At 65.2% G+C, this 25,929-nt stretch carries 20 protein-coding genes; 6 read left to right on the top strand and 14 right to left on the bottom strand.

Annotation, left to right across the window (positions count from 1 at the left end):
* Nucleotides 1–34: 34 nt before the first annotated feature.
* The 6 genes from ACTXPP_RS04185 to ACTXPP_RS04160 all read right to left on the bottom strand — a co-directional run bounded on the left by ACTXPP_RS04185 (nt 35) and on the right by ACTXPP_RS04160 (nt 10,118).
* Entirely contained in the window at nt 35–2,938 is a 2,904-nt protein-coding gene (locus ACTXPP_RS04185) for a DEAD/DEAH box helicase (RefSeq protein ID WP_301494895.1), read from the bottom strand.
* The gene (locus ACTXPP_RS04180; RefSeq protein WP_301494893.1) at nt 2,935–3,333 is read right to left on the bottom strand and encodes a (deoxy)nucleoside triphosphate pyrophosphohydrolase; all 399 of its coding nucleotides are present in this window, start codon (nt 3,331–3,333) and stop codon (nt 2,935–2,937) included. Before ACTXPP_RS04180 ends, ACTXPP_RS04185 begins: the two co-directional genes overlap by 4 nt.
* 82 nt (nt 3,334–3,415) lie before the next feature.
* The gene (locus ACTXPP_RS04175) at nt 3,416–4,618 is read right to left on the bottom strand and encodes an McrC family protein (RefSeq protein WP_301494891.1); all 1,203 of its coding nucleotides are present in this window, start codon (nt 4,616–4,618) and stop codon (nt 3,416–3,418) included.
* Nucleotides 4,602–7,535, bottom strand: coding sequence for an AAA family ATPase (locus tag ACTXPP_RS04170; RefSeq protein WP_301494889.1), 2,934 nt, complete (start codon nt 7,533–7,535; stop codon nt 4,602–4,604). Before ACTXPP_RS04170 ends, ACTXPP_RS04175 begins: the two co-directional genes overlap by 17 nt.
* 76 nt (nt 7,536–7,611) lie before the next feature.
* Nucleotides 7,612–9,060: an MFS transporter gene (locus tag ACTXPP_RS04165; protein WP_301495605.1), complete on the bottom strand. Its 1,449-nt coding sequence runs from the start codon at nt 9,058–9,060 to the stop codon at nt 7,612–7,614.
* 83 nt (nt 9,061–9,143) lie between these two features.
* Nucleotides 9,144–10,118 carry an alpha/beta hydrolase-fold protein gene (locus ACTXPP_RS04160; RefSeq protein ID WP_301495603.1) on the bottom strand — a complete coding sequence of 325 codons (975 nt, stop codon included), beginning with the start codon at nt 10,116–10,118 and terminating at the stop codon, nt 9,144–9,146.
* Nucleotides 10,119–10,302: 184 nt separating this feature from the next.
* Here ACTXPP_RS04160 and ACTXPP_RS04155 point away from each other — a divergent pair, with 184 nt between their 5' ends.
* Nucleotides 10,303–11,118, top strand: coding sequence for a VOC family protein (locus tag ACTXPP_RS04155; RefSeq protein WP_301495601.1), 816 nt, complete (start codon nt 10,303–10,305; stop codon nt 11,116–11,118).
* Between the two features lies 1 nt (nt 11,119).
* Here the strand turns inward: ACTXPP_RS04155 and ACTXPP_RS04150 are convergent, their stop codons facing one another.
* On the bottom strand, nt 11,120–12,250 hold the full coding sequence (locus ACTXPP_RS04150; RefSeq protein ID WP_301521030.1) for an alpha/beta hydrolase-fold protein: 1,131 nt from the start codon (nt 12,248–12,250) through the stop codon (nt 11,120–11,122).
* Nucleotides 12,247–13,359, bottom strand: a complete 1,113-nt coding sequence (locus tag ACTXPP_RS04145) for an alpha/beta hydrolase-fold protein (protein WP_301495597.1) — start codon at nt 13,357–13,359, stop codon at nt 12,247–12,249. The genes ACTXPP_RS04150 and ACTXPP_RS04145 overlap by 4 nt, the downstream gene beginning before the upstream one ends.
* Nucleotides 13,360–13,544: 185 nt before the next feature.
* Here ACTXPP_RS04145 and ACTXPP_RS04140 point away from each other — a divergent pair, with 185 nt between their 5' ends.
* A complete protein-coding gene (locus ACTXPP_RS04140; protein ID WP_301495595.1) occupies nt 13,545–15,023 on the top strand; it encodes a lipase family protein in 1,479 nt (492 codons plus the stop codon).
* A 150-nt stretch (nt 15,024–15,173) separates the two neighbouring features.
* Nucleotides 15,174–15,725, top strand: a complete 552-nt coding sequence (locus ACTXPP_RS04135) for a hypothetical protein (RefSeq protein ID WP_443341036.1) — start codon at nt 15,174–15,176, stop codon at nt 15,723–15,725.
* A 198-nt stretch (nt 15,726–15,923) separates the two neighbouring features.
* Here the strand turns inward: ACTXPP_RS04135 and ACTXPP_RS04130 are convergent, their stop codons facing one another.
* A complete protein-coding gene (locus ACTXPP_RS04130) occupies nt 15,924–16,886 on the bottom strand; it encodes a DsbA family protein (protein WP_301495591.1) in 963 nt (320 codons plus the stop codon).
* Between the two features lie 177 nt (nt 16,887–17,063).
* Between ACTXPP_RS04130 and ACTXPP_RS04125 the strand changes: the two genes are divergently transcribed.
* On the top strand, nt 17,064–17,495 hold the full coding sequence (locus ACTXPP_RS04125) for a hypothetical protein (RefSeq protein WP_301495589.1): 432 nt from the start codon (nt 17,064–17,066) through the stop codon (nt 17,493–17,495).
* Nucleotides 17,496–17,601: 106 nt separating this feature from the next.
* Here the strand turns inward: ACTXPP_RS04125 and ctaD are convergent, their stop codons facing one another.
* Complete coding sequence (gene ctaD, locus ACTXPP_RS04120) at nt 17,602–19,320, bottom strand: aa3-type cytochrome oxidase subunit I (RefSeq protein WP_443341034.1); 1,719 nt, start codon at nt 19,318–19,320, stop codon at nt 17,602–17,604.
* An 87-nt stretch (nt 19,321–19,407) separates the two neighbouring features.
* Nucleotides 19,408–20,364 carry a LysR family transcriptional regulator gene (locus ACTXPP_RS04115; protein ID WP_301495586.1) on the bottom strand — a complete coding sequence of 319 codons (957 nt, stop codon included), beginning with the start codon at nt 20,362–20,364 and terminating at the stop codon, nt 19,408–19,410.
* 193 nt (nt 20,365–20,557) lie between these two features.
* On the opposite strand from ACTXPP_RS04115, the gene ACTXPP_RS04110 reads away from it, so the two are divergent.
* Entirely contained in the window at nt 20,558–21,529 is a 972-nt protein-coding gene (locus ACTXPP_RS04110) for an Abi family protein (protein WP_301520826.1), read from the top strand.
* Nucleotides 21,530–21,585: 56 nt separating this feature from the next.
* Here ACTXPP_RS04110 and ACTXPP_RS04105 read toward each other — a convergent pair whose 3' ends face one another.
* Nucleotides 21,586–22,377 carry an SDR family oxidoreductase gene (locus ACTXPP_RS04105; protein ID WP_301495583.1) on the bottom strand — a complete coding sequence of 264 codons (792 nt, stop codon included), beginning with the start codon at nt 22,375–22,377 and terminating at the stop codon, nt 21,586–21,588.
* A gap of 240 nt (nt 22,378–22,617) precedes the next feature.
* Here ACTXPP_RS04105 and ACTXPP_RS04100 point away from each other — a divergent pair, with 240 nt between their 5' ends.
* The gene (locus tag ACTXPP_RS04100; protein WP_301495581.1) at nt 22,618–22,914 is read left to right on the top strand and encodes a hypothetical protein; all 297 of its coding nucleotides are present in this window, start codon (nt 22,618–22,620) and stop codon (nt 22,912–22,914) included.
* Nucleotides 22,915–23,113: 199 nt separating this feature from the next.
* Here ACTXPP_RS04100 and ACTXPP_RS04095 read toward each other — a convergent pair whose 3' ends face one another.
* Entirely contained in the window at nt 23,114–24,148 is a 1,035-nt protein-coding gene (locus ACTXPP_RS04095; protein WP_443341029.1) for a diacylglycerol kinase, read from the bottom strand.
* A complete protein-coding gene (locus tag ACTXPP_RS04090; RefSeq protein ID WP_443341027.1) occupies nt 24,145–25,920 on the bottom strand; it encodes an FAD-binding oxidoreductase in 1,776 nt (591 codons plus the stop codon). The genes ACTXPP_RS04095 and ACTXPP_RS04090 overlap by 4 nt, the downstream gene beginning before the upstream one ends.
* Nucleotides 25,921–25,929 lie beyond the last annotated feature (9 nt).

The following is a 25,929-nucleotide window of genomic DNA, read 5'->3' as shown; positions in this document are numbered from 1 at the left end:
TCCTCGCGGGACCTGACGTGGGACTGTAGGGCAGCTAGTCCTTCATGGACGGCACGGTCAAGTACCCGTAGAGCCCCAGATCGACCGGGGATTCAAGATCCAGCTTCATGTTGACGATGGACACGTCCTTGCCGTGCTTGTCCTTGATGTGAGTATCCCGGGCATCACGAGCTACTGCCCCACCCAGATAGTAGAAGTCGCTGCCGTCCACGTCATCCTTCTTCACAAACACGTGGAGCGGGTACACGTTCGTCGAAATGTCATACTCGCGCTTGCTCTTCAGCGATGTCCTACTCTTCGTAAACCAGTTCACCGTGGACTCATCATCGAAGCCATCCTCATACTGGGTCGTTGCCGAGATCTCATCAGACTTCTCGTAGGTGATGAAGATGGGGCAGCTATTCGAGAACTCGTCCGTCTTGTATCCATACAGGGTGCTGTACTGGTTGGACTCAAAGTTCAGCAGCCGGCATACGTCCTTACGGGTGTACTGCTTTCCATACTCGAGGTGACCTGACCAGGTCCCCTTGTGGCGAGCGAGGTAGAGACCTGCTTCCACTGCGTCGTCGACGTGAGCAGTGAACAAATCATCTGCCTCGTAGAGCCGAGCGAAGTTGGGGTTGAGGCGGTAAGTTCCCTCGATAATGTCGATCACCGGGTGCGGTCCGTACTTCTTGGACTCCTCCTTCGTGAAGAACTCAAGAGTCAGAATCCGTTCCACGGAGTCCAGCGTGTCATCGTCGGCAACGCAGCCCTGCTTCACAAGGCTCTCTGCAAACGAGTCTCGCGTGATCGTTCGCTTCTCAAGCAGCACATCAATCAGCAACAGCTCATGAGGTCGCTTCCCGTTGACCAGCTCATGGTCCAGCATCGCTAAGTAGGCTTCCTGCGCAGCAGTCGGCTTTGCCACTTCCTTGTCGAAACTCGGAAGCAACGACCAGTAACACTTCCGCTTGGCCGCCAAGACCACCGGATCAACAGTGCCGTGGCGTGCGAAGTCGGCGAGCATCGGCACCGTCCCGATCCTGTTCTTCAGTTCTCGGAACGCGCTTTTGAGGTTGTGAATGCTATCCAGACTCGACGTCGCCAGCGACTGCAGAACACGCTTGCGGGAGATCTCATCGAAGTTGACGCTCGACAGCCCTGCAATGACACCGGCAGACTCGGCCTTGATCAGCTTCTCCCTGATCGTCTCCTTGTTGAGACTGTTGTCGCCGAACAGAGCGATCGGGATAAGGAAGTTATTCTTGTAGTTGCCGATGAAATCAATGACCCTCAGGTGATCCTTGCCGAGACTCTTGCGCAGGCCACGACCGAGCTGCTGGGTAAAGATGATGCTGGACTCAGTGTTGCGCAGCATCACGACCTGGTTCACCTCGGGAATATCGATTCCCTCATTGAAGATATCGCGGGTGAGGATGTAGTCCAGTTCCCCGGCTGCCAGATCCTTCATGGCGTGCTCGCGCTCCTCACTGCTGGAGTTACCAGTAAGAGCGACCGTCCTCAGCCGTCGGCCATTGAGCTCACGCTCGTTAAGCAAGGCAGTTAGTTCTGTAGCTTCGTCCAGACTGCTACAGAAGATGAGGCCCTTGACCCCGGAAGGAAAGCCGTAGCTGCGAAGCTTATCCAGGATGTGGTCGACACGTTCTGGAGCTACGAGCTTGCTGAACAGCGATGCGTCTTCATTGGCATCGCCGACCTCGTCGATGTACTCGGTGACGCCGTAGTAGTCGAAGGGCGTCAGCATATCCGCCTCGAGTGCCTCTTGCAGGCGGATCTCGTACGGCACGTTGTGGTGAAAAAGCTCGAAGACATTGATGTCGTCGGTACGCTCTGGAGTCGCGGTGAGACCGAGCAGGAAGCACGGGGAGAAGTGCTCGATGAGCCGCTCATAGCTCTTCGCGCCGGCCCGGTGCACCTCGTCGATGATGATCAAGTCGAAGGCATCACGCGGGATGGACTGAAGCACATCAGTCTTGGACAGCGTCTGCACCATCGCGAAAACACAGCGTTTCTCCAAGTCCTTCTCCGCACCCACCACTCGTCCCACGTCAGTGTCGGAAAACTCGAGGACCCGGCAAAACTCCGTGATCGCCTTGTTAAGGATCTGTTCGCGATGCACAACAAAGAGCATGCGCTCCGGGTTGATCTCCCGCGCTGCCAGCGCTGCGAGAATCGTTTTGCCCGTACCCGTTGCCGAGATGACGAGTGCGCGATCGGCGCCGGCTTCGTCACCTATCCCTTCGCGCACCGCACGGATCTCATCGAGAGCTTCCTTTTGCATCGCATTCGGGACGATGCGCCCTGCTGGAACCTCGCCCTCCTCGATGGCTTCTGCCATCGCCTGGCTGTACTTCGGCTTGCGCCTCTTGGAATACTCGTCGATCCACTCCGTAGTGAGCGGGAACGCGTGAGCCTTCTGATCCTCGATTGCGGCCTGGAGCTGGTAGGTGATGTCACCTTCAGGCAGTGCCGAGAATCGCAGGTTCCATTCCTGGTTCTTGGTCAGCGCTGAGCGGGTGAGGTTCGAGCTACCGACGATGGCCGAGAGCGTCCCGTCCTGGGTGAAGACGTAGCCCTTGGAGTGAAACCCCCCTTGATCGCCTGGGTGAACGAGAACCTCAATGCCATCGAGAGTGAGCAACTCACGGAACATATCCGGCTCATTGAAATCCAGGTAAGTGGACGTAATGATGGTTGCCCGCCCGGTGAAGTCACGCAGCGACTGCTTCAACATGCCCAATGCACCCGGCGTGATGAAGGCGACGGAGAAATCGAACCCGATCGACCGACGGAGCTCATCTTCGATGGCATGCACCATCGTGTTGCCATCCCGGTTCGCAATGAGACGGGGATGGTAGACCTGTTCAGAATCTACAGCACGGTCAAGGAAACCGTGCGCAGTGCTGGCGCCGATACGCGAGTTCTTGAAGCTCATGCGGCGAAGTGTGCGACGACGCGATTAACAGCCGGGATGTCCGCTGGAGCCCAGGGCAGGCCCCCGAGATCGGAGGCTTCCACCCAGCGGACCTCGGAGTGTTCAGTGAGTGTGGGTTCCTTGTCGACGATCGTGCCGAAGAACGTGGTCAGGATGACAATGCCGAAGTCATACTCGTACTCAGTGCTCTCTACCTTCTCACCGATCTCGGCAGAACACAGGAGCTCCTCCTCAAGCTCGCGGCGCAGTGCTTCCTGAGGCGTCTCCCCTTCCTCGATCTTCCCACCTGGAAACTCCCACATCCCAGAGAGAGACATCCCTTCCCCGCGCTGAGCAGCAAGGATCTTTGTGCCCTGGGTCAGGACGGCACCGACGACATTGATCCGCTTCTTCACTGAATCTCCTGATCATGAGGCATTAGCCTCGGCTGCTGCTTATCTCGCCTCAGCCTATCAAGCCGGCCGGACACGACGCCGGCTATCGCGTTCCGGAAACCGCCCCACCGCGAAGTCCAGCAACCCGCCGCACCTGTTCATCGCAGTCCGATGCGCCCAGGTCCACCGACACCACGTGTAGCCGTGCCCCAGTCCCACGCACGGTGTGCACCGTTTCCCCGGTGCGGTCACCGGCGTAGATCAACGTCCCCTCATCGAGTTCGGTCTCCGTGACATAGGCGAGCAGTTGGTACAGGTCGTCGCGTCGTCCCCAACCAACCTCGTCGTCACCGAACGACGAAGCGTTGACCTTGTACTTCACATCCCCCACAAAATGCCATCGCCCAGCCCGGCGCATCGCCAGGTCTGGGATCAACTGCACGTGTCGCCCTTCGTCCAACCACACCCGGTGGCTCCACGAATCCGGCATCTCAACATCAGTGGCACCCAGCGCCCCTCGCAACAGCACCCGAACGTACTGCTCCACAATGCGCGGCATGTCCAGGACAAAACCCGGGACCCGGACGCGTCCCTCTGTGACCTCCACCGACTGTCCCTCCAGGACCAGGACCGCAAGACGGATAGCAGCCTGATAGTGCAGGTTGTGTCTGCTCCACTGGATGCGCTGCCCCAGCTCCAGCGCAGTGCGCACAGACAGCGATGTTGTCTCCCCCACCACCTGCCACACTCGCGACAGCTCCCGCTGCGCAGCGGTGGACAGCCCCCGGACCTGCCGCAGATGCTTGACCGCCGCAGCAAGGATCTGGTTCTCCGGTACGTCCTCATCGTGCACCGTCGCCGTCACGGATACAGGCAACGGCCTCGGATCCCGCAGATACTCCGCGACACGGATGCGCCCACGGACATACGCCAGCTGCTGCCGCTCAGTGCGATACGACCTGTAGACGCCGGCGGAGAACGCCGTCATGCAGGAACGGGCCAGAAGGACGGCCAAAGCATCCTCAAGTGAGGACACCCGGAGCCCCTCCGCCGTGTCCCCTGCCCACCGCACCGGGTCGCTGGCGATGGACAGCATGTGCACGATCCGCGACAGCGGCACCTTCGGTGCAACCACGACGTGCTCTCCATCGATCACGGCCGCACCCACACGTGACCCCGGGGTGACCGTCACCAAGCCATCAGCAGCCGGCTCGATCGTTGCCCGGAAGAGGTCCCTGAGCTTCCCCTGCTGGGAGAGGCTCAATCGGAGGGGATCACTCCGACCGTGTTCAGTCAGCGTCAGCATCAGGTCCGGCCTTCGTCACCACGGCCTTCAACGCATCGAACCGCAGTTCCTTCAACCGCTCGGGCTGCGCGTAAAACAGCTCCGTCAACGTTGGCACAACCGAGTGTTCCCACGCCCGCTTCGCCGCCTTCTCCGACAAGGGTGCCGTCATGAAGTGACTGGGACCAATCATCCGGTCTCGGTCACCGATCTTCTCGTTCGCGGTGGTGAGGAGCTGCGTCAGCCAATCAAGATCAGCTGCATGAGTGTCCAACCAGGTGGGCAACGTCTCGTCCAACGGCGTCTGCCCCGGGCGGACGTCCACCACGAAGAACCTGCGGCGAAGAGCAGCGTCCACCGCGGTGATGGACCGGTCCGCCGTGTTCATCGTTCCGATGATCCGGAGGTTCGGCGGCAGGCTGAATTGGTCGCCGTAGGTCATCGTCACCTCGTCGCCCCGGTACTCCAACAGGAAATAGAGCTCGCCGAAGACAGCCGGCAGGTTAGCGCGGTTGATCTCATCGATGATCAGGACGTAGTCATGCTCAGGGTCCTGCCTGGCGAGATCCGCCAGCTTCACGAGAGGGCCATCAGCGATGCGGAACTCGCCACGGTTCTCCGGGTCCGGACGCAGCCCCTGGACGAAATCCTCGTAGGCGGTTCCCGGATGAAACTGGACCGTCTTCACCCGGTCAGGAGTGGTGAGGTGCTCGGCAACGGCACGGGCGATATAGGTCTTTCCGGTGCCCGGCGGGCCCTGCAGAATCACCTGCCCCTTGTCCCGCACCATGTCGTTGAGCTCTTCGAGCCAATCCAGTCCATCATCGCTGGAGATGTACAGCTTCGCGGCGAGGTCCTCGAACGACAGTTGCCCTGGCTCCGGGGTCGGCGCGTCGTCCGCACCTGTGTCGGGGTGGGCAGTGTCCGTTCCGGCCTCATCCCTGCCCTCACCGACCCCGTCTGCCGGAGGTTCCACGGGTTTGTTGGAGAGCCACAAGGCATACGCCTGCCTGGTCTCCAGGTTCCATCCACGTTCGATCATCTCCGATTCCTCCAGTGTGAGGAGATGATCCGTGAGCCATGCGACCTCGTTCCGGGCCGGAACCTCCCCCGTCAACTGCTGCACGGCAGCGATGAGGAGATCCATTCTGTCGAGGTAGGCGATGTAGTGCTCGCCGGGCGTCGCCGATTCCGATGGGCTGTCCCTGCGAGTCAGCCGCTGCACCGCCGAGACGGTCGCGGCGATGCGCACGGGGAAGTCCCCAGTACCCGACAGCAGCGTGGACGCCTGCTCCAGGAAACTGTCCCGGTCCTTGGCCTTCATCGCGGACAGGTCCGGCACCCCGACCCACTCTGCAACCCGGTCGATGAACAACCCCGGGCCCAGGTCCTCCACCTGATCCAGCAGTTCCCGCAACCCCTGGGCATCCTCGCTTCCCCGTCGCGTGAGTTGGGCGTTATCCCCGAACAGCTCAGCAAGCAACGAGGGGATCTCGCCGACTGATGCCGAGATCAGGCTGGCGGCCTGCTGTCTCAGGTCTTCCGGAACTGCGGTACCGATCTCCCCGACGACGAAGGTGGCCCACGCGGCCCACCGCTTCATCTCGTCCGACAGGTCATTCCACGTATTACGGTACGGAGGTCGGTACAACGCCAGTGACGACTGCTGCCCATAGTGCAGATTCGGGGCGAGCCAATGGCGCAGATCGCTCACATCGGACACCCCGTCCGTAGCGTCCCCGAAGACCTTGAGCATCTTCTTCCGGTCACTGCGATTCGACGAATCCGGGACGCGATCGGGAAACAGGAGATGCTCCACCAGGAACCGCATTGCCCACACGCTTTGGTCGTTCACTGTCGCCAGCACGGCCTGGAAGTCATCCCAGTTCTCCACGGCAGACCGTCGTGAGGCATCGTCCAGCTGAAAGAGCGCGGCAACCACCTCGACGAGGTAGGCGTACATCTTGTTGCGGTTCGTCTGATAGCTCGTCCCTACCCGGGCAATGCCGGCCTGCATCGCCTTGGCGAGCGGCGCGGGTGCAGGTTGGACGTTCTCCCGCCAGTTCACGATCGTCGAGACGTTCGTGTCCTTTGTTGAACTGCGCGTCGCCCCGGTGCTGATCGGCAAGAAATAGATGTAGAAAAGCTCGACAGCAAACTGGACGGTGTCGTCAGAGGCAGTAGAGAGCTGGCGCTCAAGCTTGGTGAGGAAGTCATCCGCGCTCTCGTCCGGGCTGTTGATGAAATCTGCGATCAGAGCATCGGTCGCACCTCGGTAGTCCAGGGGCGCCCCGCTGAACAGCGACGTCCCGTCGATGATTGCTTGGCGCCATGCGTCCGCTGCTTCATAGACGGGCTGCACGGACGGGAGCGGGTTACGGAATGTCGCCGGCTGCTCCTGCTCCGACACCAGAGCAGCCACCTGTACCTGCTGATGGTGCTCGACGGCGTCGCTGCCGTCCGGCTCAGGAATATACGTGTGGTCCTGGGCCATCCGCCGGTACATGTCCGGGAGGGAGTGCATGAGCGACAACGTCCGGACGCTCTTCAGACTCCGTTGGGACGCGACGGGAAGTTCGCTCCGGACCACGTCGGTGCGTTCCCAGCGGATCGTCCGACGGTGCCGGTGTTCCTCGGCGTCGGCATCGTAGAAGTAGTCCCCGGTCACCGTGCCGATACGCAGGTGGCGCCCATCCTGCCTGGGAGCGACGACAACATCTCCGATCCGGACGTCATCGCGGAACCGCAGAAGACTACCCACCGAGGACGCATGACTCCGCTCGGACTTCTCCGGTTTCGACTCCCTGAGCGAAGTAAGGATCTCGCTCTTCGACAGTCCCCTGAGGTCACCGGTCCCATCCCACCCGATGGTGATCCGACCCAGGTCTTCCAGGTCATTGTCGAGAGCATCGTTGCGCAGCACCCAAACTGAGGACATAACGCGAGTGTGCCACAACGCGGTCACCCGGCGACGGCTCGCCGATGCCCGCCCCGCCGACGCCTAAGCCCCCTACCTACGCCCGCACCCTCGCCGGCATCTTCCGCGCGAAGACGATCCCCAGCGTCATCACGCACCCGAGCACGGCGATCACCCAGCCGGTGAGGGTCAGCCCGGCGTCCGATGCCCCCGAGGTACCACTCCCGGACCCTGCGCTCATACACACAGCCACGATCACCGCGGACATGTTCGCCGCGATGTACTGCATGGTCTTGTAGATTCCCGTCGCCGTACCGACCTTCTCCACGCTGGTCACAGTGTTGATCAGCCCCTGGTTGCCGATGCTGGCGAACCCGTTGGGTACACCGGCGACGACCGCGACGACCGCCATGACCCACACCGGGGTGGAGCTGTCCTGGATCAGGGCCAGTGCCAGACCGGTGAGCAGCAGGAACACCCCGGCGACCCCCAGCACCACCCGCGGGCCGCGCACCGCGATGATCCGCGCGGCGACGAAGGTCGAGCACACGGCCGTCACCGCCATCGGCAGCATCATCGCCCCGGTCTGCGACACGGACATGCCCGCGCCCTGCTCGAACCACTGCGGCAGCCCGTAGAACAGGCAGTAGAACGCCGCATAGGTCACCATGGTCCGCCCCAGCGTGTTCGCCAGCTGCCGGTTCGCCGCCACGGCCCGCAGGTCGATGAACGGCAGGGACGCCATCCGCAGCTCCCACCACACCCACACCGCACTGAAGACGGCGATGAATGGCAGCGTCCACCAGAAGATCTCGTCGGTCAGGGAGATCAGGAAGAGCATGAGCATGGTCACGGCCACACCGAACAGCAACGCCCCCACCAGGTCGAGTCGGCGCAGCAGGCCCATCTCGGGGCGTCCTTCCCCCTCGATGCGCGGCACCTTGAGCATCACCCACACCCCGGACACGACCACCAGAGCCACGTTGATCCACAGGGTGGACTGCCAGCCCGCCACACCGACCAACAGGCCGCCGAGCGAGGGCCCCACCGCGGTCATCGACTGGGCGGACATGGTGAACATGCTGATCGCCGAGCCCGTCCGCAGCCGATGGCGCCTGGCCAGGATGCGAATGATCGTCATCGCATTCGGCATCTGCATCGCCACACCGACACCGATGATCAGGCGTCCTGCCACCAGAACACCGAGGTTCGGTGCCAATGCCCCGAGCACCGACCCGAAGAGCACCAGGACCAGCCCGGCGAGATACACCCGGCGCGCACCGAGGACCACGCCGAGCACGCCGGCCATCGGTGAGACGATGGCGGTGGCGATGTAGAACGCCGAAAGGACCCAGGACACCTCCGCCCCGGCCCCGAAGTGGCTGGCGATGGAGACCATCGCCACGGCGATCATCGAGGAGTTCAGCGCCTGGAGCATGATGCCGGTGCCGAGCGCCAGCGTGGTCTGGGTGGGGACGTTCTCCCGGGGCGGTTGGGACGGCTCTGATGGCTCGTCGGGGTCGGGCAACGGTGCAACAGGACTCACGTGCTCCTACGCTATGCCCCTGACCGGTACATTCTCCAACCGGTCGCTGCCAACTCAGATGGTCGCCACCGTCAAACGCAGCCTCAGATATTCGCCATGAACCGGTACATGTGCCCCTGGTCGAACGCGGCACGCTTCCAGGTGTCCCAGGCGTGGGAGCCGATGATGTCGTAGTGGAACTCGATGTTGTCCTTGCCGGCCAGTGCCGCCTGTGCCTGGAACTCTGCGGTCATCACCATCGAGCCGGCCTCGAACGGCCCACCCTTGACCACCGTGGCGACGGGGTCCGGGCCCATGTCCCCACCGAAGTTGGGGATGCCGGACGACGCACTCACGATCACCGGCATGTCCAGCTTGTCGATGTTCAGCGTCGGGTTGTTCTCCACCCGGCGTCCCTCATTGGCCCAGGCGATCTCCTCGTGGCCACTGTTGGCCATCGACGTCCCGTCGATCACCGCACGCTGCACCGGCATACCCGGGTCGTAGAGCCCACTGAGCGCGTACACGGAGCTGTACATGTCCGGGTACTTCGACGCCAGGTTCATCGCACCGTAGGCGCCGGAGCTCAGACCCGTGACACCGGTGGTGCCGCGTCCGCCGTTGGGCACGCCCCACGCACTCTCGAGGTAGTCGGGCAGTTCCTGGCTCATGAAGGTCTCGAACTGTGCCCCTTCCTGGCCGTCCCAGTCCTGCACCCAGCTCCAGGCGTCCATCGCGGGGAAGACCAGCGTGGCGTCCTCGTCGGACAGCGCCGGTAGTGCCCCGCCGGCGGTGACCCAGCCGTTGCGGTCGCCGGAGTCGGCGCCGTCGATGAACTGCGCGACCTTCGGGTTGCCCTCCGTTTTCGCCGGACGCACGATCACCTCGAAGTCCCGGTCCATCGAATCGGAGTGGACGGAGCACTGTAGGGCGCCGTCGCGGTAGTCGGAGCAGCCGGCCGGGGCCGCGGATGCGGTCGGGGTGGCCGGTGCAGCCAGCAGGGATGCCCCGACTCCCACGGTGGCTGCCAGGGCGGTCATGATCTTCGGTGTACGGGACGTCTTCTTACGGTGCTTCACGATGGTCAGTGCCTCCTTGCCTCTATGCGACGGCGACCGTAACAAAATCGTGACCTTTGGGGCGAGGTGCTGGACAACATTCACAGCGGACATTAACCTCCCCTGTCACAGCAGGCCACAGATACCCCTCCAGGCACCGTGCGCCACAGGAATCTAACGTTGTTCACCACTATCCTGGAGGGGTATGAGGTTCCAACGCATCGACCTTCCCGTCCACAACCCGGACCACTGGGCAGACTGGTTCGCCACCACGCTGGGCCTGACGCGACTGTCCGGGTCGCCGGAGGCGCCGGACGTGCCGGACGTGCCGGACGCGCCGGACGCGCCGGACGCGCCGGTTGCCACCGACGCGTCCTGCGGCGTCGCACTCGGCTGGACCGAGCTGCGTTTCGTGCAGGACGCACACCCCGAACCCGGCAGCGCACGCAACACCGGCGAGACCAATGACACCAGTGACACCAGTGACGCTGGCGATGCAGACGGCACCGGCGAGTCAGCCGCCCGCGGCCACCACCTCGCCTTCGCCGTCCCCACCGGCACCATCGAGGACGCCGCCGCGTGGATCATCGCCGTCACCGGCGAACGGCTGATGGACGACGACGGCACCACCCTGATCGACCGGGGCGGATCCTGGGCCAGCCGGTCGATCTACTTCCGCGGCCCCGAGCACTCCATCCTCGAGCTCATCGAACACGCCGACCGCCCTGCCCCAGCACCAGACTCAACCCCCGGTGTTCTCCGGGACTCCGGTCCTGACCTGCTCCTCGGTGTCGCCGAGATCGGCATTGGTACACCCGACGTAGCCGGGACCGCCGCAGATCTCGAGAACTCCGATCGTGCCGCCGACCTCCCCTTCGGCTTCGGCGACCCGGCACACAAGGTCATCGCCGCCTACGGCGACAGCGACGGGGCCTTCATCCTCGCCGCCGCCGACCGCCCCTGGTACCCCACACAGGACGTCCTACCTGTCACGTCCCGCCCCACCGTGGAGATGCAGTAGGTCAGGACGCCGTCACCGATCCCGATGACCCGGACGACCCGGAGCCTTCCACCGCGGACCCGACCGGGCCGTCCGGCAGATCGCCAGCGCCACCACCGGCACCGTTGCCACCGATGCGCGACAGGAACGTCTCCACATTGCCCTGCTCGAAGGCCGAACGCTGCCAGTTGTCCCAGGTGTGCGCGCCGACGGTGTCATAGCGGAACTCGATATTGTCCATCCCCGCCGCCACCGCGGCCGCCTGGAACTGCGCGGTGAACACCATCGACCCGGCCTCGTAGGACCCGCCGGCGAAGACCGTCGCGATCGGGTTCGGCCCCATGTCGCCGGCGAAGTTCGGCACACCGCTGGCCGCGGTGACCAGCAACGGCATCGTCAGGTTCCGGATGTTGAGCGTCGGATTGTCCTCTTCCACCAGCTCATCACCGTTCGGGCCGTCCCACGGACCGCGGTCGTAGTCACTGCGGTCGGCGGTGCTGGAGTCGAAGACATAGCGCTGCACCGGCGACCCCGGGTCGTACAACCCACTCATCGCGTACACCGAGCTGTACAGGTCCGGATGTTTGGACGCCAGGTTTACCGCCCCGTACGCACCGGAGCTCAACCCGGTGACCCCGGTGGTGCCGCGCCCTCCGTCGGGCACATCGAAGCCGTCCTCGAGGAAGGCCGGCAGTTCTTCGGCGAGGAAGGTCTCGTACTTCACCTCGTCCTGCCCTTCCCAGTCCAGCGACCAGGTGAAACCGTCCATCGAGGGGAAGACGAAGGTGTAGTCCTCCTCGGCGAGGTGGTCCAGGGCGCCCGCCCCGGTCACCCACGTGTTCACCGAGGTAGAGTTCGCCCCGTCGATGAACTGCGCGACCTTCGGGTTGTCCTCGCTCAGCGCCGGACGCACGATCACCGGCACGTCCCGGCCCATCGCCTCGGAATGCACCTCGCAGCGGTAGGCGTCGGTGGAGCCGAAGTCCGCACACTCGGACGGCAGGACGTCCGGCGTCGCGTCCTGCGTGCTGTCCTGTGCTGCGACGGTCGGCGCTGCCAGCACCGACAGCGCCGTTGCCGTGGCTGCCGCCGCTGCCGTCGCCGTCACCCTGGTCATCAGGACGCCGGACGCTGCGCTGCTCCCCCGCCTCATGACGATGCCCCCGGCGCGCTCGACACGCTGGAGCCGCTGGTGCTGCCGGAGCCCGAACCGCCGGTGCCCGGCGCACCATCGCCGTCCATATTGTCGAAGAAGCGATCAGCCGCCCCACCGTCGAGTGCCGCGCGGATCCAGGTGTCCCAGTCGTGCGCGCCGATGATGTCGTACTCGTAGTGGAAGTTGGACTTGCCCAGCAGCGTCGTGCGCGCCTGCATCTCCCGCGTGAAGACCATGGAACCGAACTCGTACGGGCCACCCTCGGTGACCACCGCCACCGGGTCGGGCCCGAGGTTGTTGACGTTCGGGATGCCGCTGGCCGCGTTGACCAGCACCGGCATGTCCATGGCGCCCAGTCGCAACGACGGGTTGTTCTCCGCCACCGACTCCTCGGAGTCCCACGGGCTCACCCCGTACTCGCTGCGCTCGGTGGAGGTGTTGTCCACGACGAAACGCTGCAGCGGCATGCCCGGGTCGTAGAGGCCACTGAGTGCCCAGACGGCGTTGTAGTTCTCCGGGTTCTTCGCCGCGATGTTCATCGCGCCGTACGCCCCGGAGCTCAACCCGGCGATGCCGGTGGTGCCGCGGCCGCCGTCGGGGATGTCGAAGGTGGACTCCAGCCAGTCGGGCAGCTCCTCGGAGATGAAGGTGTCGAACTGGACCTTCTTTTCGGTGTCCTCGCTATCGAAATCCTGGGTCCATGTCCAGGAATCCATCACGGGGAAGACCAGGGTCTTGTCCTCATCGGGGAACTCGTCGTGCATCTTGATGGTGCTCAGCCAGCCGTTGGAGCCGCTGTTGTTCGCCCCGTCGAGGAAGGTGGCGACGTCCGGATTATTCTCCGTCAGCGACGGTCGGACGAGGACGGCGATATCGCGGTCCATCGCCTCGGAGTAGGCGGTGCAGCGTACCGCGTCGGTGGCGCCGATCTGTTCACAACCGTCCGGGCTGATGCGGGGGTCGGCGGTGGCGGACGGGGCAAGGACGCCCACGGTGATCAGTGAGCTGACCACGGCAGTGGCTACGGCCAGCGCAGTCGTCGGGATGGCGGCAGAGAGTCTGGGGGACCTGCGGGACCTGGAGGACCTGCGGGAGAGAATTGTCATGGTGTGGTTCCTGTGAGGGGTGGAAATGACAGGGCGTGAGGGATACCTCCACCCGACCATACGGGGCTTCACATGTGACGCAACCACATCAACCACTTCCCTCCCAGATCGCGGATACGGAGAAATTTGCACAACTTCCACAGAAAGCCCCCCGGGTGATGCAGATAACAATATTGTATTCACACATGAAGAGAATGCGCCTTCACCGGTCACCCCTCGCCACCGTTCTCGCCGCCTCCGTCGCCGTCGCCGGCCTCACCGTCCCCGCAGCCAATGCCTGGACCATCCCTGACGAGATCGCCGATCTCGCCCCCGACCCGATCAGCACCTCCGACATCACCGGCATCGGGGCCCCCATCCCCGGTCTCGAGCCCGACCCCGACTCCGGTGAACTCAGCACCCAGACCCAGGTCGTCGGCGGCCTGTGGGACACCCTGCGCCCCCTGATCTCACATCAGAACGTCAACGACGACCCTGCCTTCTACACCGCCCCCGAGGGCACTGACCTGCAGAACACCGCACCGGGTACCGTCTTGCGGGAGCGGACGATCGACTACCACGTCGCCACCATCCCCACCCCGGTGAAGGTCACCCAGATCCTGTACACCACCACCAATGTGCTCGGGAACATCGAGCCGAACGTCACCTCCGTGATCCACCCGCCCGGCGGCTCCGACGGCAACGTCATCTCCTACCAGTCGATCTACGACTCCTCGAACCCCGCCGACAATCCGTCCCGCGCCATCGCCGGAAACCTCGAACTCGGCGGTCTGCTCCCCGCCGCGGAAACCGCCATCATCGCCCCCGCGCTGCTCGCCGGCCACCCGGTCATCCTCGCCGACACCGAGGGCGCGGACGCCAACTTCGCCGCCGGTCCCGCCTACGGCTACGCCACCCTCGACTCGCTGCGGGTGGCCCGCACCGCGAAGTCCTCACCGGTCAAGGAATCCGACAACATCGGACTGCTGGGCTACTCCGGCGGCTCCATCGCCTCGAACTGGGCGGCGGTGATGCTCAAGGACTACGCCCCCGAGATCGAGGACAGCATCGTCGGCGTGGCCCAGGGTGGCATGCTGATCAACCCGATCAACAACCTGGAGTACGCCGGCGACGGCATCCTGTGGTCCGGCGTGGTCGGCCTGGCGCTCGCCGCCTTGGTCGAGGCCTACGAGCTCGACGTCGACGAGTACCTCACCGAGTACGGCAAGAAGGCCCTCGACGACATGTCGCAGCTGTCCATCGTCGAGTCAATGGCCCGATACCCGGGCCTGACCTGGTCGCAGATCTTCAAGCCGGAGTACCCCACCCCGGACGACGTGCCCGCGGTCAAGAAGGTCATCGACGACATCAACGTGGGCAACTGGGACAGCCCGACCGTCCCGATGTTCATCTTCCAGGGCGCGGCCGGCTTCGTCGAAGGCACGCCGGCCCACGCCGAGCACGGCCCGGGCGACGGCATCATGGTCACCCGCGACGTCCGCACCGTGGTGCGCGACTACTGCGAGGCCGGCGCGCAGATCGAGTACCGCGAGTACCCGTTCGCCAGCCACGTCATGGCCGGTGCCCCCTGGGCCATCGAGGGCTACCTGTGGCTGGAGGGACGCTTCAACGGCCAGCCCGCGACGAACAACTGCTCCACCGTGCCGGTAGGTAATGAGTTGTAGGACGCACGGACGCCGGGGCGTCCTGACGCACGGAACCCTTTACGCGACCGGAACAAGTACATATACTCGCAGACGTTGCGAATCGGCCTCTCCCACGTTGCCGCCGCAGCGAGAGACAACTTGCCCCTCATGTTGAAAGGATCCTTTTCCATGCGTAACACCCGCGCCCGCTTCTCCCGCGTCGGCATCGCCGCTGTCGCCCTCGCCCCCGCCCTGGCCTTCGCCCCGGTCGCCGGTGCCGACGAGGCCGAGTCCTCCGCACCATCGAGCTCCGAGGACGCTGCGTCCAGCCTGCCGGGTTCCGGGGCTGAGGATGCCGGGGCCACCGACAACGGCAACGAGAACGACGCCCCCGAGAACGGTGACGACAACGACGGTGAGGATGCCGCCGGCTCGGTCGAGGGCTCCTTGCCCGAGGACATCGACACCGATGAGCTCGCCTCCTCCGTCGCCGACACCGACTGGACCCGCGTCGCCAAGGTCATCGCCTCGCTGGCCACCGGCAACGTCTCCATCGACACCATCCTGGACATCATCGCGCTGTCCAACGACGGTGACGCCACCGTCGGCGATGTCATCGGCTCGGTCACCGACGTCGTCGGCGGCAGCTCCGACGAGGGCGAGGACGGCGAGGACGTCGAGAACGGCGACGACAGTGACGACGCCGACTCCGAGGCTCCCAGCGAGGACGCTGCGGAGTAACTCACCCGGGTTGCCCTCCGGGTAACCCAGCAACCGAGCAACCACAATCGATCGAGAATCCCGCGAACGCGCGAACAGGTCCCGGGATTCTCGATCGTTTGTGGTTGTCGGGGGTTGATGGTTCACACTGTTTGTCCACTACGAGCGTGTGGCACACCTATGGTGCTGGCGGCGGGCAAAGTGCCCCCCCCACGCGTCCTACGCCGCCGTGCCGTCCTCCATCACCAGCGGCACCCAGGAGGCGATCTTCCCGGTCGACGGGTCGAGCAGCATCTCCACCTCCGCCGGCTCCCCACCATCAGCAGAGGTGACGAAGACCGACGGGGTCGCGACCTCACCGGCCCGCTCCTCCAGGACCCCGAAGTTTACCGCGAAGGCCGCATTACCCTCGTCGATGACCTCACCGGAGCGGATCGCCTCGACCGTGTCGGCATCCACGCCGTGCTCCTCGGCCAGGTCCGCGAAATCGGCGAAGTCCCACTGCTGTGCCACCGTGGACCGCTCGAGGAGCGCCTTGTCGTGCAACGCCAGGAATGCCTCCGCGTTACCCGTCTCCGCCACGGCGATCGCCGCCGAACCCGCCCGGGTGGACGACCCGACGTCCTGCGGATCGAAGCGACCGTCGGAATCACCGTCCAGGAAGTTGAGGACGTGGAGCTGCACCACGACGCTGCCCTCGGCCAGGGCGTCCGACAAGTCCTCGTGGCTGGATGCCGCCAGGTCAGCACAGTACGGACAGCTGAAGTCCAGGAAGATGTCGACCACCGGAGCATCCGCGGCGGTGTCCTCGCCCTGCAGGGTCACCACGCCACCTGCGTAGCTGACCTCTGCCGACACATCGCCGTATGCTCCCGTGCCAGAGTCAGAGCCCGAATCATCGTCGTCCGAGAACAACGACGACACCGGGCCGACGGAGTTCTCGTACGAGTCCACCACGTAGACACCCAACACGGCGATCGCCACGCCCAGCGCCGCCACCACGGCGGCAATCGTCCAGATCACGGTCTTGCCCGGCCCCTGCTGCCCCGGTTCCGGTGCGCCGGGGACCATGGCAGAACCGTAGCCGGACGGATCGACGTGATCAGCGGGACCGGCGGGATTGGCGGGATTGGCGCCATCGACGGAGCTATAGGGACCGTGGGGACCGTCATGGTTGCTCATAGGTAGTCATCGTAGGGGCTGTGGTGTCACCGTCCCCACTTTCACTCGACTACCTAATGTACTTAGGATTCCGAAACCCTATTAAAGTAACTGCACGTCCTCTACACTCAGGGGCGTTGCCGGACGACTCCGGCGGCACGCACGATCTCTTTCCCCCTCACACACGAAGGAATCCCCATGCGTACCACTCGCACCCGTTTCTCCCGCGTCGGCATCGCCGCCCTCGCCATCGCCCCCGCCCTCGCCTTCGCCCCGGCCGCCGTCGCTGACGAGGCCGAGGGTTCCACCCCCGAGCTGCCCGGCAGCGAAGAAGGCACCGAAGGCTCCGGCGATGACGTCAACCTCGAGGACATCGCCTCCTCCCTCGCCGACGCCGACCTGGAGCGCATCGCCGGTGTCGCCGTCAGTCTGTCATCCGGGGACGTCAGCCTGAGCACCGCGCTCGACGTCATCGACCTGATCAACGGCGGTGACCAGACCATCGGTGAGGTCATCGGCTCCGTCGCCGGGGTCGTCGGCATCGACGCCGGTTCCGCCGAGGCCCTGGGCTCCCAGGTCTCCTCCGTGACCGGTGGGTCCTCCGAGGGTTCCTCCACCAGCGGTTCCTAGCCTGGCGGTTCCTAGCCTGGCGGTTCCTAGTTCAACGTCACTCCCGCTCCCGGGTGGTCTGAGAGGTCAGATACCACCCGGGAGCGGGAGTGTCGTTACAGGACCGTCAGAAGTGACGTCCCACGTGCGCCTCCTCGCGCATGGTCTTCACCATGTGCGGGTAGTGCAGCTCGAAGGCAGGACGCTCGGAGCGGATCCGCGGCATCGAGGTGAAGTTGTGCCGCGGCGGCGGGCAGCTGGTGGCCCACTCCAGCGAGTTTCCGTAACCCCACGGATCATCGACCGTCACGACCTCACCGTAGCGCCAGGACCGGAAGATGTTCCACACGAACGGCAGTACCGAGATCCCCAGGATCAGCGCACCGACCGTGGACACCTGGTTCAGGATGGTGAACCCGTCCTGGTCCAGGTAGTCGGCGTAGCGGCGCGGCATACCCATGTTGCCCAACCAGTGCTGCACCAGGAACGTCACGTGGAAGCCGATGAACGTCAGCCAGAAGTGCCACTTGCCGAGGCGGTCGTCGAGCATGCGTCCCGTCATCTTCGGGAACCAGAAGTACACGCCGGCGAAGGAGGCGAAGGCCACCGTGCCGTACAGCGTGTAGTGGAAGTGCGCGACCACGAAGTAGGTGTCCGAGAGGTGGAAGTCCAACGCCGGGGACGCCAGCATGACACCGGTCAGACCACCGAAGAGGAAGGTGGCGAAGAAGCCGATGGCGAAGACCATGGGGGTCTCGAAAGTGATTCGACCCTTCCACATCGTTCCCAACCAGTTGAAGAACTTCATACCCGTCGGCACGGCGATGAGGAAGGTCATGAAGCTGAAGAACGGCAGCAGGACCGCGCCGGTGACGAACATGTGGTGGGCCCACACCGCCATCGACAGTGCCGCGATCGACAGCGTGGCGAAGATCAGGCCGATGTAACCGAACACCGGCTTGCGGGAGAACACCGGCAGGATCTCTGAGATGATGCCGAAGAACGGCAGTGCCAGGACGTACACCTCGGGGTGGCCGAAGAACCAGAACAGGTGCTGCCACAGGATCGCGCCGCCGTTACCTGCGTCGTAGATGTGGCCGCCCAGCAGCCGGTCGTAGAGCACACCGAGGGCGGCGGCAGTGAGCAGCGGGAAGATCAGCAGTGCCAGCAGCGAGGTCGTCATCACGCCCCAGGTGAAGATAGGCATGCGGAACATCGTCATGCCCGGTGCGCGCAGACACAGCACCGTGGTGAGCATGTTGATCGCCGAGGCGATGGTTCCCACACCGGTCATGCCGACGCCGATGATCCACAGGTGCGATCCGACACCGGGGGAGTTCACCGCATCCGCCAGCGGCATGTACATCGTCCAGCCGAAGTCGGCGGCGCCACCGGGGGTCATGAACCCGGACAGCATCACGATTCCGCCGAAGGTGGTGATCCAGAATCCGAAGGCGTTGAGTCGCGGGAAGGCGACGTCCGGCGCACCGATCTGCAGCGGCAGGATGTAGTTGGCGAACCCCCACACGATGGGCGTGCCGAACAGCAGCAGCATCACGGTGCCGTGCATGGTGAACAGCTGGTTGAACTGCTCATTCGACAGGAACTGCAGTCCGGGGTGGAACAGCTCGGCACGCATCAGCAGCGCCATGAGTCCACCGATCGCGAAGAACGTGAACGCGGTGACGATGTACATGATGCCGAGCTGTTTGTGGTCCGTGGTGGTCAGCATGGCCAGGGCGTGGCCGCCCTTCGCAGACTTCCCTCCATGCGGGGCAGGACGTCCCGCCGCGGTCTCGACGACGGGGGCTGTGCCACTGCCCTCCTGCGGTGCCAGCGCTGTCATTGTTGCTCTACCTCTCTCGATGGTCGACCCGGAGTCACCGGTTCTCCACTGAGGCTATGAGGGGTGCGTCTGAGCAGGTAGAGGGCTTCAGTTTATGGGGTTATGCGCGGATTCTATGACCCGGGCGAGCTGCTCGAAATAGGACGCGTCGACGGATGCGGGGTCCCAGATCATCTCGTTGAATATCTCGGCGTAGGTGCCGTCCTCCCGCTCGATGCGACGCACCGTGAGCCCCTGTGGGACGTTGCGCTCGGGCAGAACCACAGACCCCATCCCCTTGTTCACCCAGCCGACGAGGGTGCTGCAGTTCGACACCTCCACCTCGGAGTGGTTGACCGTCTCCCCCGCCTCGGCCATGAGGTTCTCGACGCTGCGGGTGATGCCGCAGCCGTTGCGGGACAGGATGAGTTCGTGCCCGGCGAGCTCGTCGACGGTGATCGGGGTGCCGACCTGTGCGTCGGACGCATTGGCCGCACCCGGCGCGTCCTGCCCACCCGGCGTCTCCGTCTCCTCCGGCTCAACGAGGACCAGGTAGTCCGAGTCGAGGAGATGGTGGCTGTACCCGGGCAGCAGGCCGAGCGCCGGCACGATGACCGTGTCGAGCATCCCGTTCTGCAGGTACTCCTCCAGCTGGTCGAGTTCGGTCTCCAGCAGAGTGGCGTCGCGGCCACCGGTGAGCGCGTCGGGGCCGTAGATCGAGTCACGCAAGGTGCTGAGCATCGCCTTCTCGATCTGCGGGGACGTACCCACCCGCACCGTCCCGCGCCCCTGGGTGGTGAACGACTCCGCCTCGGTCTCGATCCGGTTCAGGGACCGGACCGTCTCCTGGATGCGCGGCAGGATCACCTCACCGAAGGCGGAGGGCGCGGTGCCCCGCGGGTTGCGCAGGAACAGCCGGCCCCCGAGGTGGTCCTCCAGTTTTGCGATGCTGGTGGACAGGGCGGGTTGGGTCACCCCGAACCGCCGGGCGGCGGCACTGAAGGAGCCGACATCGGCGACGGCGTCGGCGTAGCGTAAGGCTTCCAGGGTCAGTCGTCCATTCATGATGCTTCTATTATAGGACGCTGACCTGCTTAACTACCTGCGCGCCATAACTATCGCAAATATCCTCTTAGTGCGGTGAATGGCGGGCGCGTGCTCCAACCCGTGTCGGATGTCTCCGACACCGCGCCGACACTGCCCCGTCGCCGCGCCGTCGCCACACCGTCGCCGCGCCCTCACTAGACTGGTCGACATCATGAACGCCTCGGGTATTGCAGCGTCCTCCCCCTACGACCAGCCGTGGCTGAGCCTCGACGAGCAGGTCGACCACCTCGCCGCGCGCGGACTCGAGTTCGACTCCCGTGAGGACGCCACCGCCGCCCTCACCCGCATCGGCTACTTCCGACTCACCGGCTACCTGCGCCCCTTCCTGCGGCACCGTCCTGACACCCCGGAGGACGACACCTACATCCCCGGCACCTCACTGGACTACATCCTGCGCCTGGTCGACGCCGACCGTCGGCTGCGCCAGATCATCCTCGACGGGGTGGACCGCATCGAGGTCAGCCTGCGTATGCGACTGGGCCACACCCTCGGCGAGGTCGACCCCTTCGCCCACCTCAATGCCGCCACCTTCGACCCCACCTTCGTGCGTCGCTACAAGTACGCCCGCTGGCTGGCCGGGGTGTCCGAGAACCACCTACGCTCCGGGGAACAGTTCGTCCGGACCTACGCGGAGAAATACGACGGCGACCTACCGATCTGGGCGCTGGTGGAGTTGCTGGGACTCGGACAGCTGGCCACGATGTACGACGGTCTGCGCGACGACCTCGCCACCCCGATCGCCAACGACCTCGGCGTGCCCGACCGGGATCTGCTGCGCAGCTGGCTGGCGGCGATCAACGACATCCGCAACGCCGCGGCGCACCACGTCCGACTGTTCAACCGGTACCTGGTGATCGCTCCGATGCGCCCGCGCAACGGGAGTGTTCCCGCACTGGCGCACCTGGCCGAGCACCCGGGGGCCGAGGGCCATCCGACCGGGGGTTTCCGGATCTACAATGTCGCCGCGGTGATCGCCTACCTCACCCGGCAGATCGACCCGCAGTCGACGTGGACGTCCGACATGTCCGGCTTCGTCGCGTCGTTCCCCCGCCACCGGCTGCTCGGGGCGGATTCGATGGGCTTCTTTGACGGCTGGATGTTCGAGGAGATCTGGCGGGGTTAGGTTCTTCGCCCGTACGGATAACGGCCCTTGCGGATCGTTGCAGGTGAACCTAGCCACTACGCCTGGTCAGTGGGGCGGATCATGATGGTGTCGACATCCATGTGTGCCGGACGCCCCGCCACCCAGCGGATGGTCTCGGCAATGTCCTCCGCCACCAGGTTGAGGTTGTCGGCGTAGACCGCATCGGCCTTCTCCGCGTCGCCCTTGAACCGGTTGAGGCTGAAGTCCGTGGCGACCCGGCCCGGGTCGATCTGGCACACACGCACGCCCTTCTCGGCGAACTCCATCCGCATCACGTCGGTCATGGCTGTCTCGCCGAACTTCGCGGCGTTGTAACCTGCCCCGCCGCGGTAGGCACCGCGTCCTGCGATGGAGACGACGTTGATCACCTGCGGCGCATCCGTCCTGGTCAGCTCGCCGAACAAAGCCTGGGTGACCTGCAGGGTACCGATCACGTTCGCCTCGTACATCCAGCGCCAGTCCTCGACATCGCCGTCGAGCACCGAGTCGAACCCGCGGGCGCCACCAGCATTGTTGACCACCAGGTCCACCCCGCCGAGGTCGTGGACAGTCGCGGCCAGGGCGTCCACGCTCGTCCGGTCGGTGACGTCGACCTGCACCACGTGGGACGTGGCGTCCGGCGCCTCGGCGGCGATGCGTCCCGCGACGGCCTCGAGCTTTTCCGGACGCCGTGCGGCGAGGACGACGTCCCACCCATCGGCCGCCAACGCGACTGCGGTGGCCTCACCGATGCCGGCGGACGCACCGGTGACCACCGCGAGGCGGCGGGAACTGCTGGCACCATTGGAGCTGCTGGGACTGGTGTTCTGTGCGGAGGGTTCAGTCATGCGATCCAGGGTAGCGAGTTGTGGCTGGCGAGTCGCGGGTCAGCTCACGGTGGTCGGATGTCTGGGGCCGAGCTGGGGCGACGCCGGGGTGACGTGGGCGCACAGTGGACATGGGTCTGACATGGCGTGGTGGGTGTGGCGTGGTGGGTGTGGCGTGATGGGTGTGGCGTGGTGGGCGTGGCGTGGAAGGTGCCCGCAAAGCAGTCCGGTGAACCTCGCCACCGGTATAGGATCACGGGTATGAAGCTGCCGAAGTCACTCAACATCCCCGTCACCCGTGCGCAGATCGACCGCCCGGTGATGGCGGCAAAGGTGATCCGGAAACTCACCATTTCCAGCGGCAAGTCGAAGAGCTCGGAGGGCGCTGGTGCCGGGACCGGGAATGGGGGCACTGCTGCGGATGCCGCGGATGCTGCCTCGGCCGGCGCCGCCGCGTCCGACACCGCACCTCAAGCGGCCCCCACCCGCGAGACCCTGACCCGAACCAACGGCATCGATGCCGCGAAAGTCGCCGCCGGAGTCCCCACCGACCACTGAGCCTCGCGCCGCCTGCACTCTCACTCCCGCTCCCGGGTGGTCTGGAGGGGTCAGAACCACCCGGGAGCGGGAGTGAGCTTCAGGGATGATGGTCAGAAGGGAATGAACCGGGCCCGGGTGCGAAGCCCACAGCCAGGAGCAGGCGCGCACCCACGCTCGAGACCGAACGCGCACCCACGCCCGAGACCGAACGTGCACCCTACGGTCGGGGCACGATGTAGCGTCCCGCACCCGGGACGACCTCGACCTCCATCGGCAACGGCGCGAAGCAGTCACCGTCGGCGTACCCGTTGATCGGCCTGCCACCCCGGCCACCCATGCCGGCCCGGTCGGTCATCTCGATGCGCACCTTCCTCGCCCGGTAGGTGTTCACACCCTCTTCCTCGACGAAGCTGCCGTCGAAGATCTTGATGAACTTGGACGCCGCCTTCACCCGGCCCATGCGCTCCAGCACGGTGATGTCGAGGATGCCGTCGTGGTGGTCGGCATCCGGGCAGATCAGCATGCCCCCGCCGTAGCTCTTGGTGTTGCCCATCGCCACCAGCGTCATGTTCTCGTCGATGACCTGTTCCTCCGGAGTCCCCGGGTCCAGAACCAGGCGGGTGGGGATGGAATGGAAGTTGAGGAACTCGGCGACGATGGCGATGTTGTAGCGCATCTGGCCCTTCGGCCAGGAGATCCGGTTCGTCCGGTCGGAGACCAGCGAGTCGAACCCGGCGCAGGCGATGGTGCCGAACCAGTGCTCGTCACCGTCATCATTGCGCATGATGCCCAGGTCGGTGGTGGTGGTGAAACCGTTGGCGACGATATCCGCCGCCCGGCGCGGGTGGGTCGGGATGCCGTACTCGCGGGCGTGGTCGTTACCGGTGCCGGCCGGGACGATGCCCAGCGGCACCCCAGACCCGGCCTGCTCCTGCAGCGCCAGGTTGATCAGGCCGTCCCCACCACACACGACGAGGGCGTCGATGCCGTCCTCGGCGACCATGCGTGCGGCCAGCTCGCGGGCACCGTCGGGTGAGGCCCCCTGGAGACTGACCACGTCGATGCCGCGGTCGGCGAAGCGGTCGCGGGCGATCTCGGCGGCCAGTGCCGCGCCACCCTTGCCGGCGTGCGGGTTGGTCAGCAGGGCGAGACGCGTGATGTCGACATGTCCGACGTCGTAGGGGGACCCGGGGGCGTCGGGGGAGCTCGGGGAGTTGAGGGGGTCGGACGCTCCGTTGGCTGCGGCGTTCATGAGGTGACCCCTGTTCCGCTCGCTCCACCGGCATTACCCGCCCCGCCTGCACCTTCACCGACGGCAGCACCGGCAGCACCTCCCGCGCCAGAACCACCGGCACCGACACCGGCGTCCACCAACGTGCCAGGGTTCATGATCCCCGCCGGATCCAGCCGGTTCTTCACGGCACGCAGGATCTCCAGGCCCAACTCGCCGATCTCGGCACCCATGAACGGCTGGTGGTCCTTGCCCACCGCATGGTGGTGGGTGACCGTACCACCGTTCTCGGTCAGCGCCCGGGTCACCGCGGTCTTCGCGGCGCGCCACTGTGCCACCGCGTCCCCCTTCTGTGCGGCGACGATGGTGAAGTACAGCGAGCATCCCTCGGCATAGACGTGGGAGATGTGGCACATGATCAGTGCCATGGTTCCCGAGTCGTTCAACGAGGACGCCAGGGCGTCACCCACCGCCTTCTTCAACCGCGGGACGTTCGACCAGTCGGTCGCGGTCTCCAGGGTCTCGCACAACGCTCCGGCGTCCAGCAGTGAGTCGCGAAGCACCGGAGCATTGAACCGTCCCTGCTCCCAGTGCCGGGCGGGGTCCTCACCCACGCTGCGCGCCCCCATCGACAGCAGCAGGTCGCGGGTCTCCTTGTGGCGGGACGCGGTGTGCTCGGGTGTGCCCTCGTACATGGTGATGCACATGCAGCCGGGTGGGGACTTCGTCTCACCCGCCTTGTCACCGGACGACAGGTTCACCGAGGACTCGATCTCGTCCGACAGCCGGATCACCGTCGGCCCGGTACCGGTCTGTGTCACCGCGCGCAGCGCCGCGACGCCGCTCGGGAAGTCCTTGAAGGTGAAGGCCTCGTAGCGCTTGACCTGCGGGACGGGGTGCACCCGGAGCCGCACCCGGGTGACGACACCGAAGGCACCCTCCGAGCCCATGATCAGTTCGCGCAGGTCAGGGCCGGCGGCCGATGCCGGGGAGGCCTGGCCGACGGTCATCGTGCCGGACGGGGTGACCAGGGTCATCTCGCGGACCATGTCATCGAAGCGTCCGTACCCGGCGGAGTTCTGGCCGGATGACCTGGTCACCGCATATCCGCCGATGGTGGCGTAGGGGAAGGACTGCGGGTAGTGACCGATCTGTAGCCCGTGCTCGGCGAGCAGCAGCTCGGCGGCGGGACCGGTCAGCCCGGCGCCGAGGGTCGCCAGCCCGGATTCGGCGTCGACGTCGGTGAGCTTGTCGAAGCGGGCGAGGTCGAGACTGACCACGGCGCGGAAGGTGCGGGAGCCGTCGGAGTCCGACGGGGTGAGCCCACCGACCACGGATGTCCCGCCACCGAAGGGCACCACGGCGATACCGTGCGCGGTGCAGTAACGCAGCACCTTGGCGACCTGCTCCTCGGACGCCGGGGCGAGCACGGCGTCCGGGGCGTTGATGACGTGCCCGGTGCCGGAGTTGTCAGAGGCGTGCCGCCATTCCAACAGGTCGAGGGAGGACTTTCCGCGGGACCGGGGGGCGCGCTGGGCATCATCGGTGGTCACGTGGGCTTCGCCGATCAGCCCGCCGAAGGTGGTCAGGTCCTGCTCGGTGAGGCGCACGGGCGTCAGCCGGGCGTCCGACACGGGGACGTCCATTGCCGCGGTGGCACCGGGGTCGGCGACGACGCCCATGAGCTTCTTCAACAGGCCGGCGGTCGAGGGGCCCAGGGGCTTCGCCTCGTCGACGGTCCCCCAGAGATTGAACTTCATCGGTGGCAGCGCCACGCCGGTGTCTTTGCTCATGTCCATGAG

It is taken from the genome of Candidatus Corynebacterium faecigallinarum (genome assembly GCF_052264515.1).
GTDB classification, from domain to species: Bacteria; Actinomycetota; Actinomycetes; order Mycobacteriales; family Mycobacteriaceae; genus Corynebacterium; species Corynebacterium faecigallinarum.
This window is presented reverse-complemented; position numbering and strand designations above follow the sequence as displayed.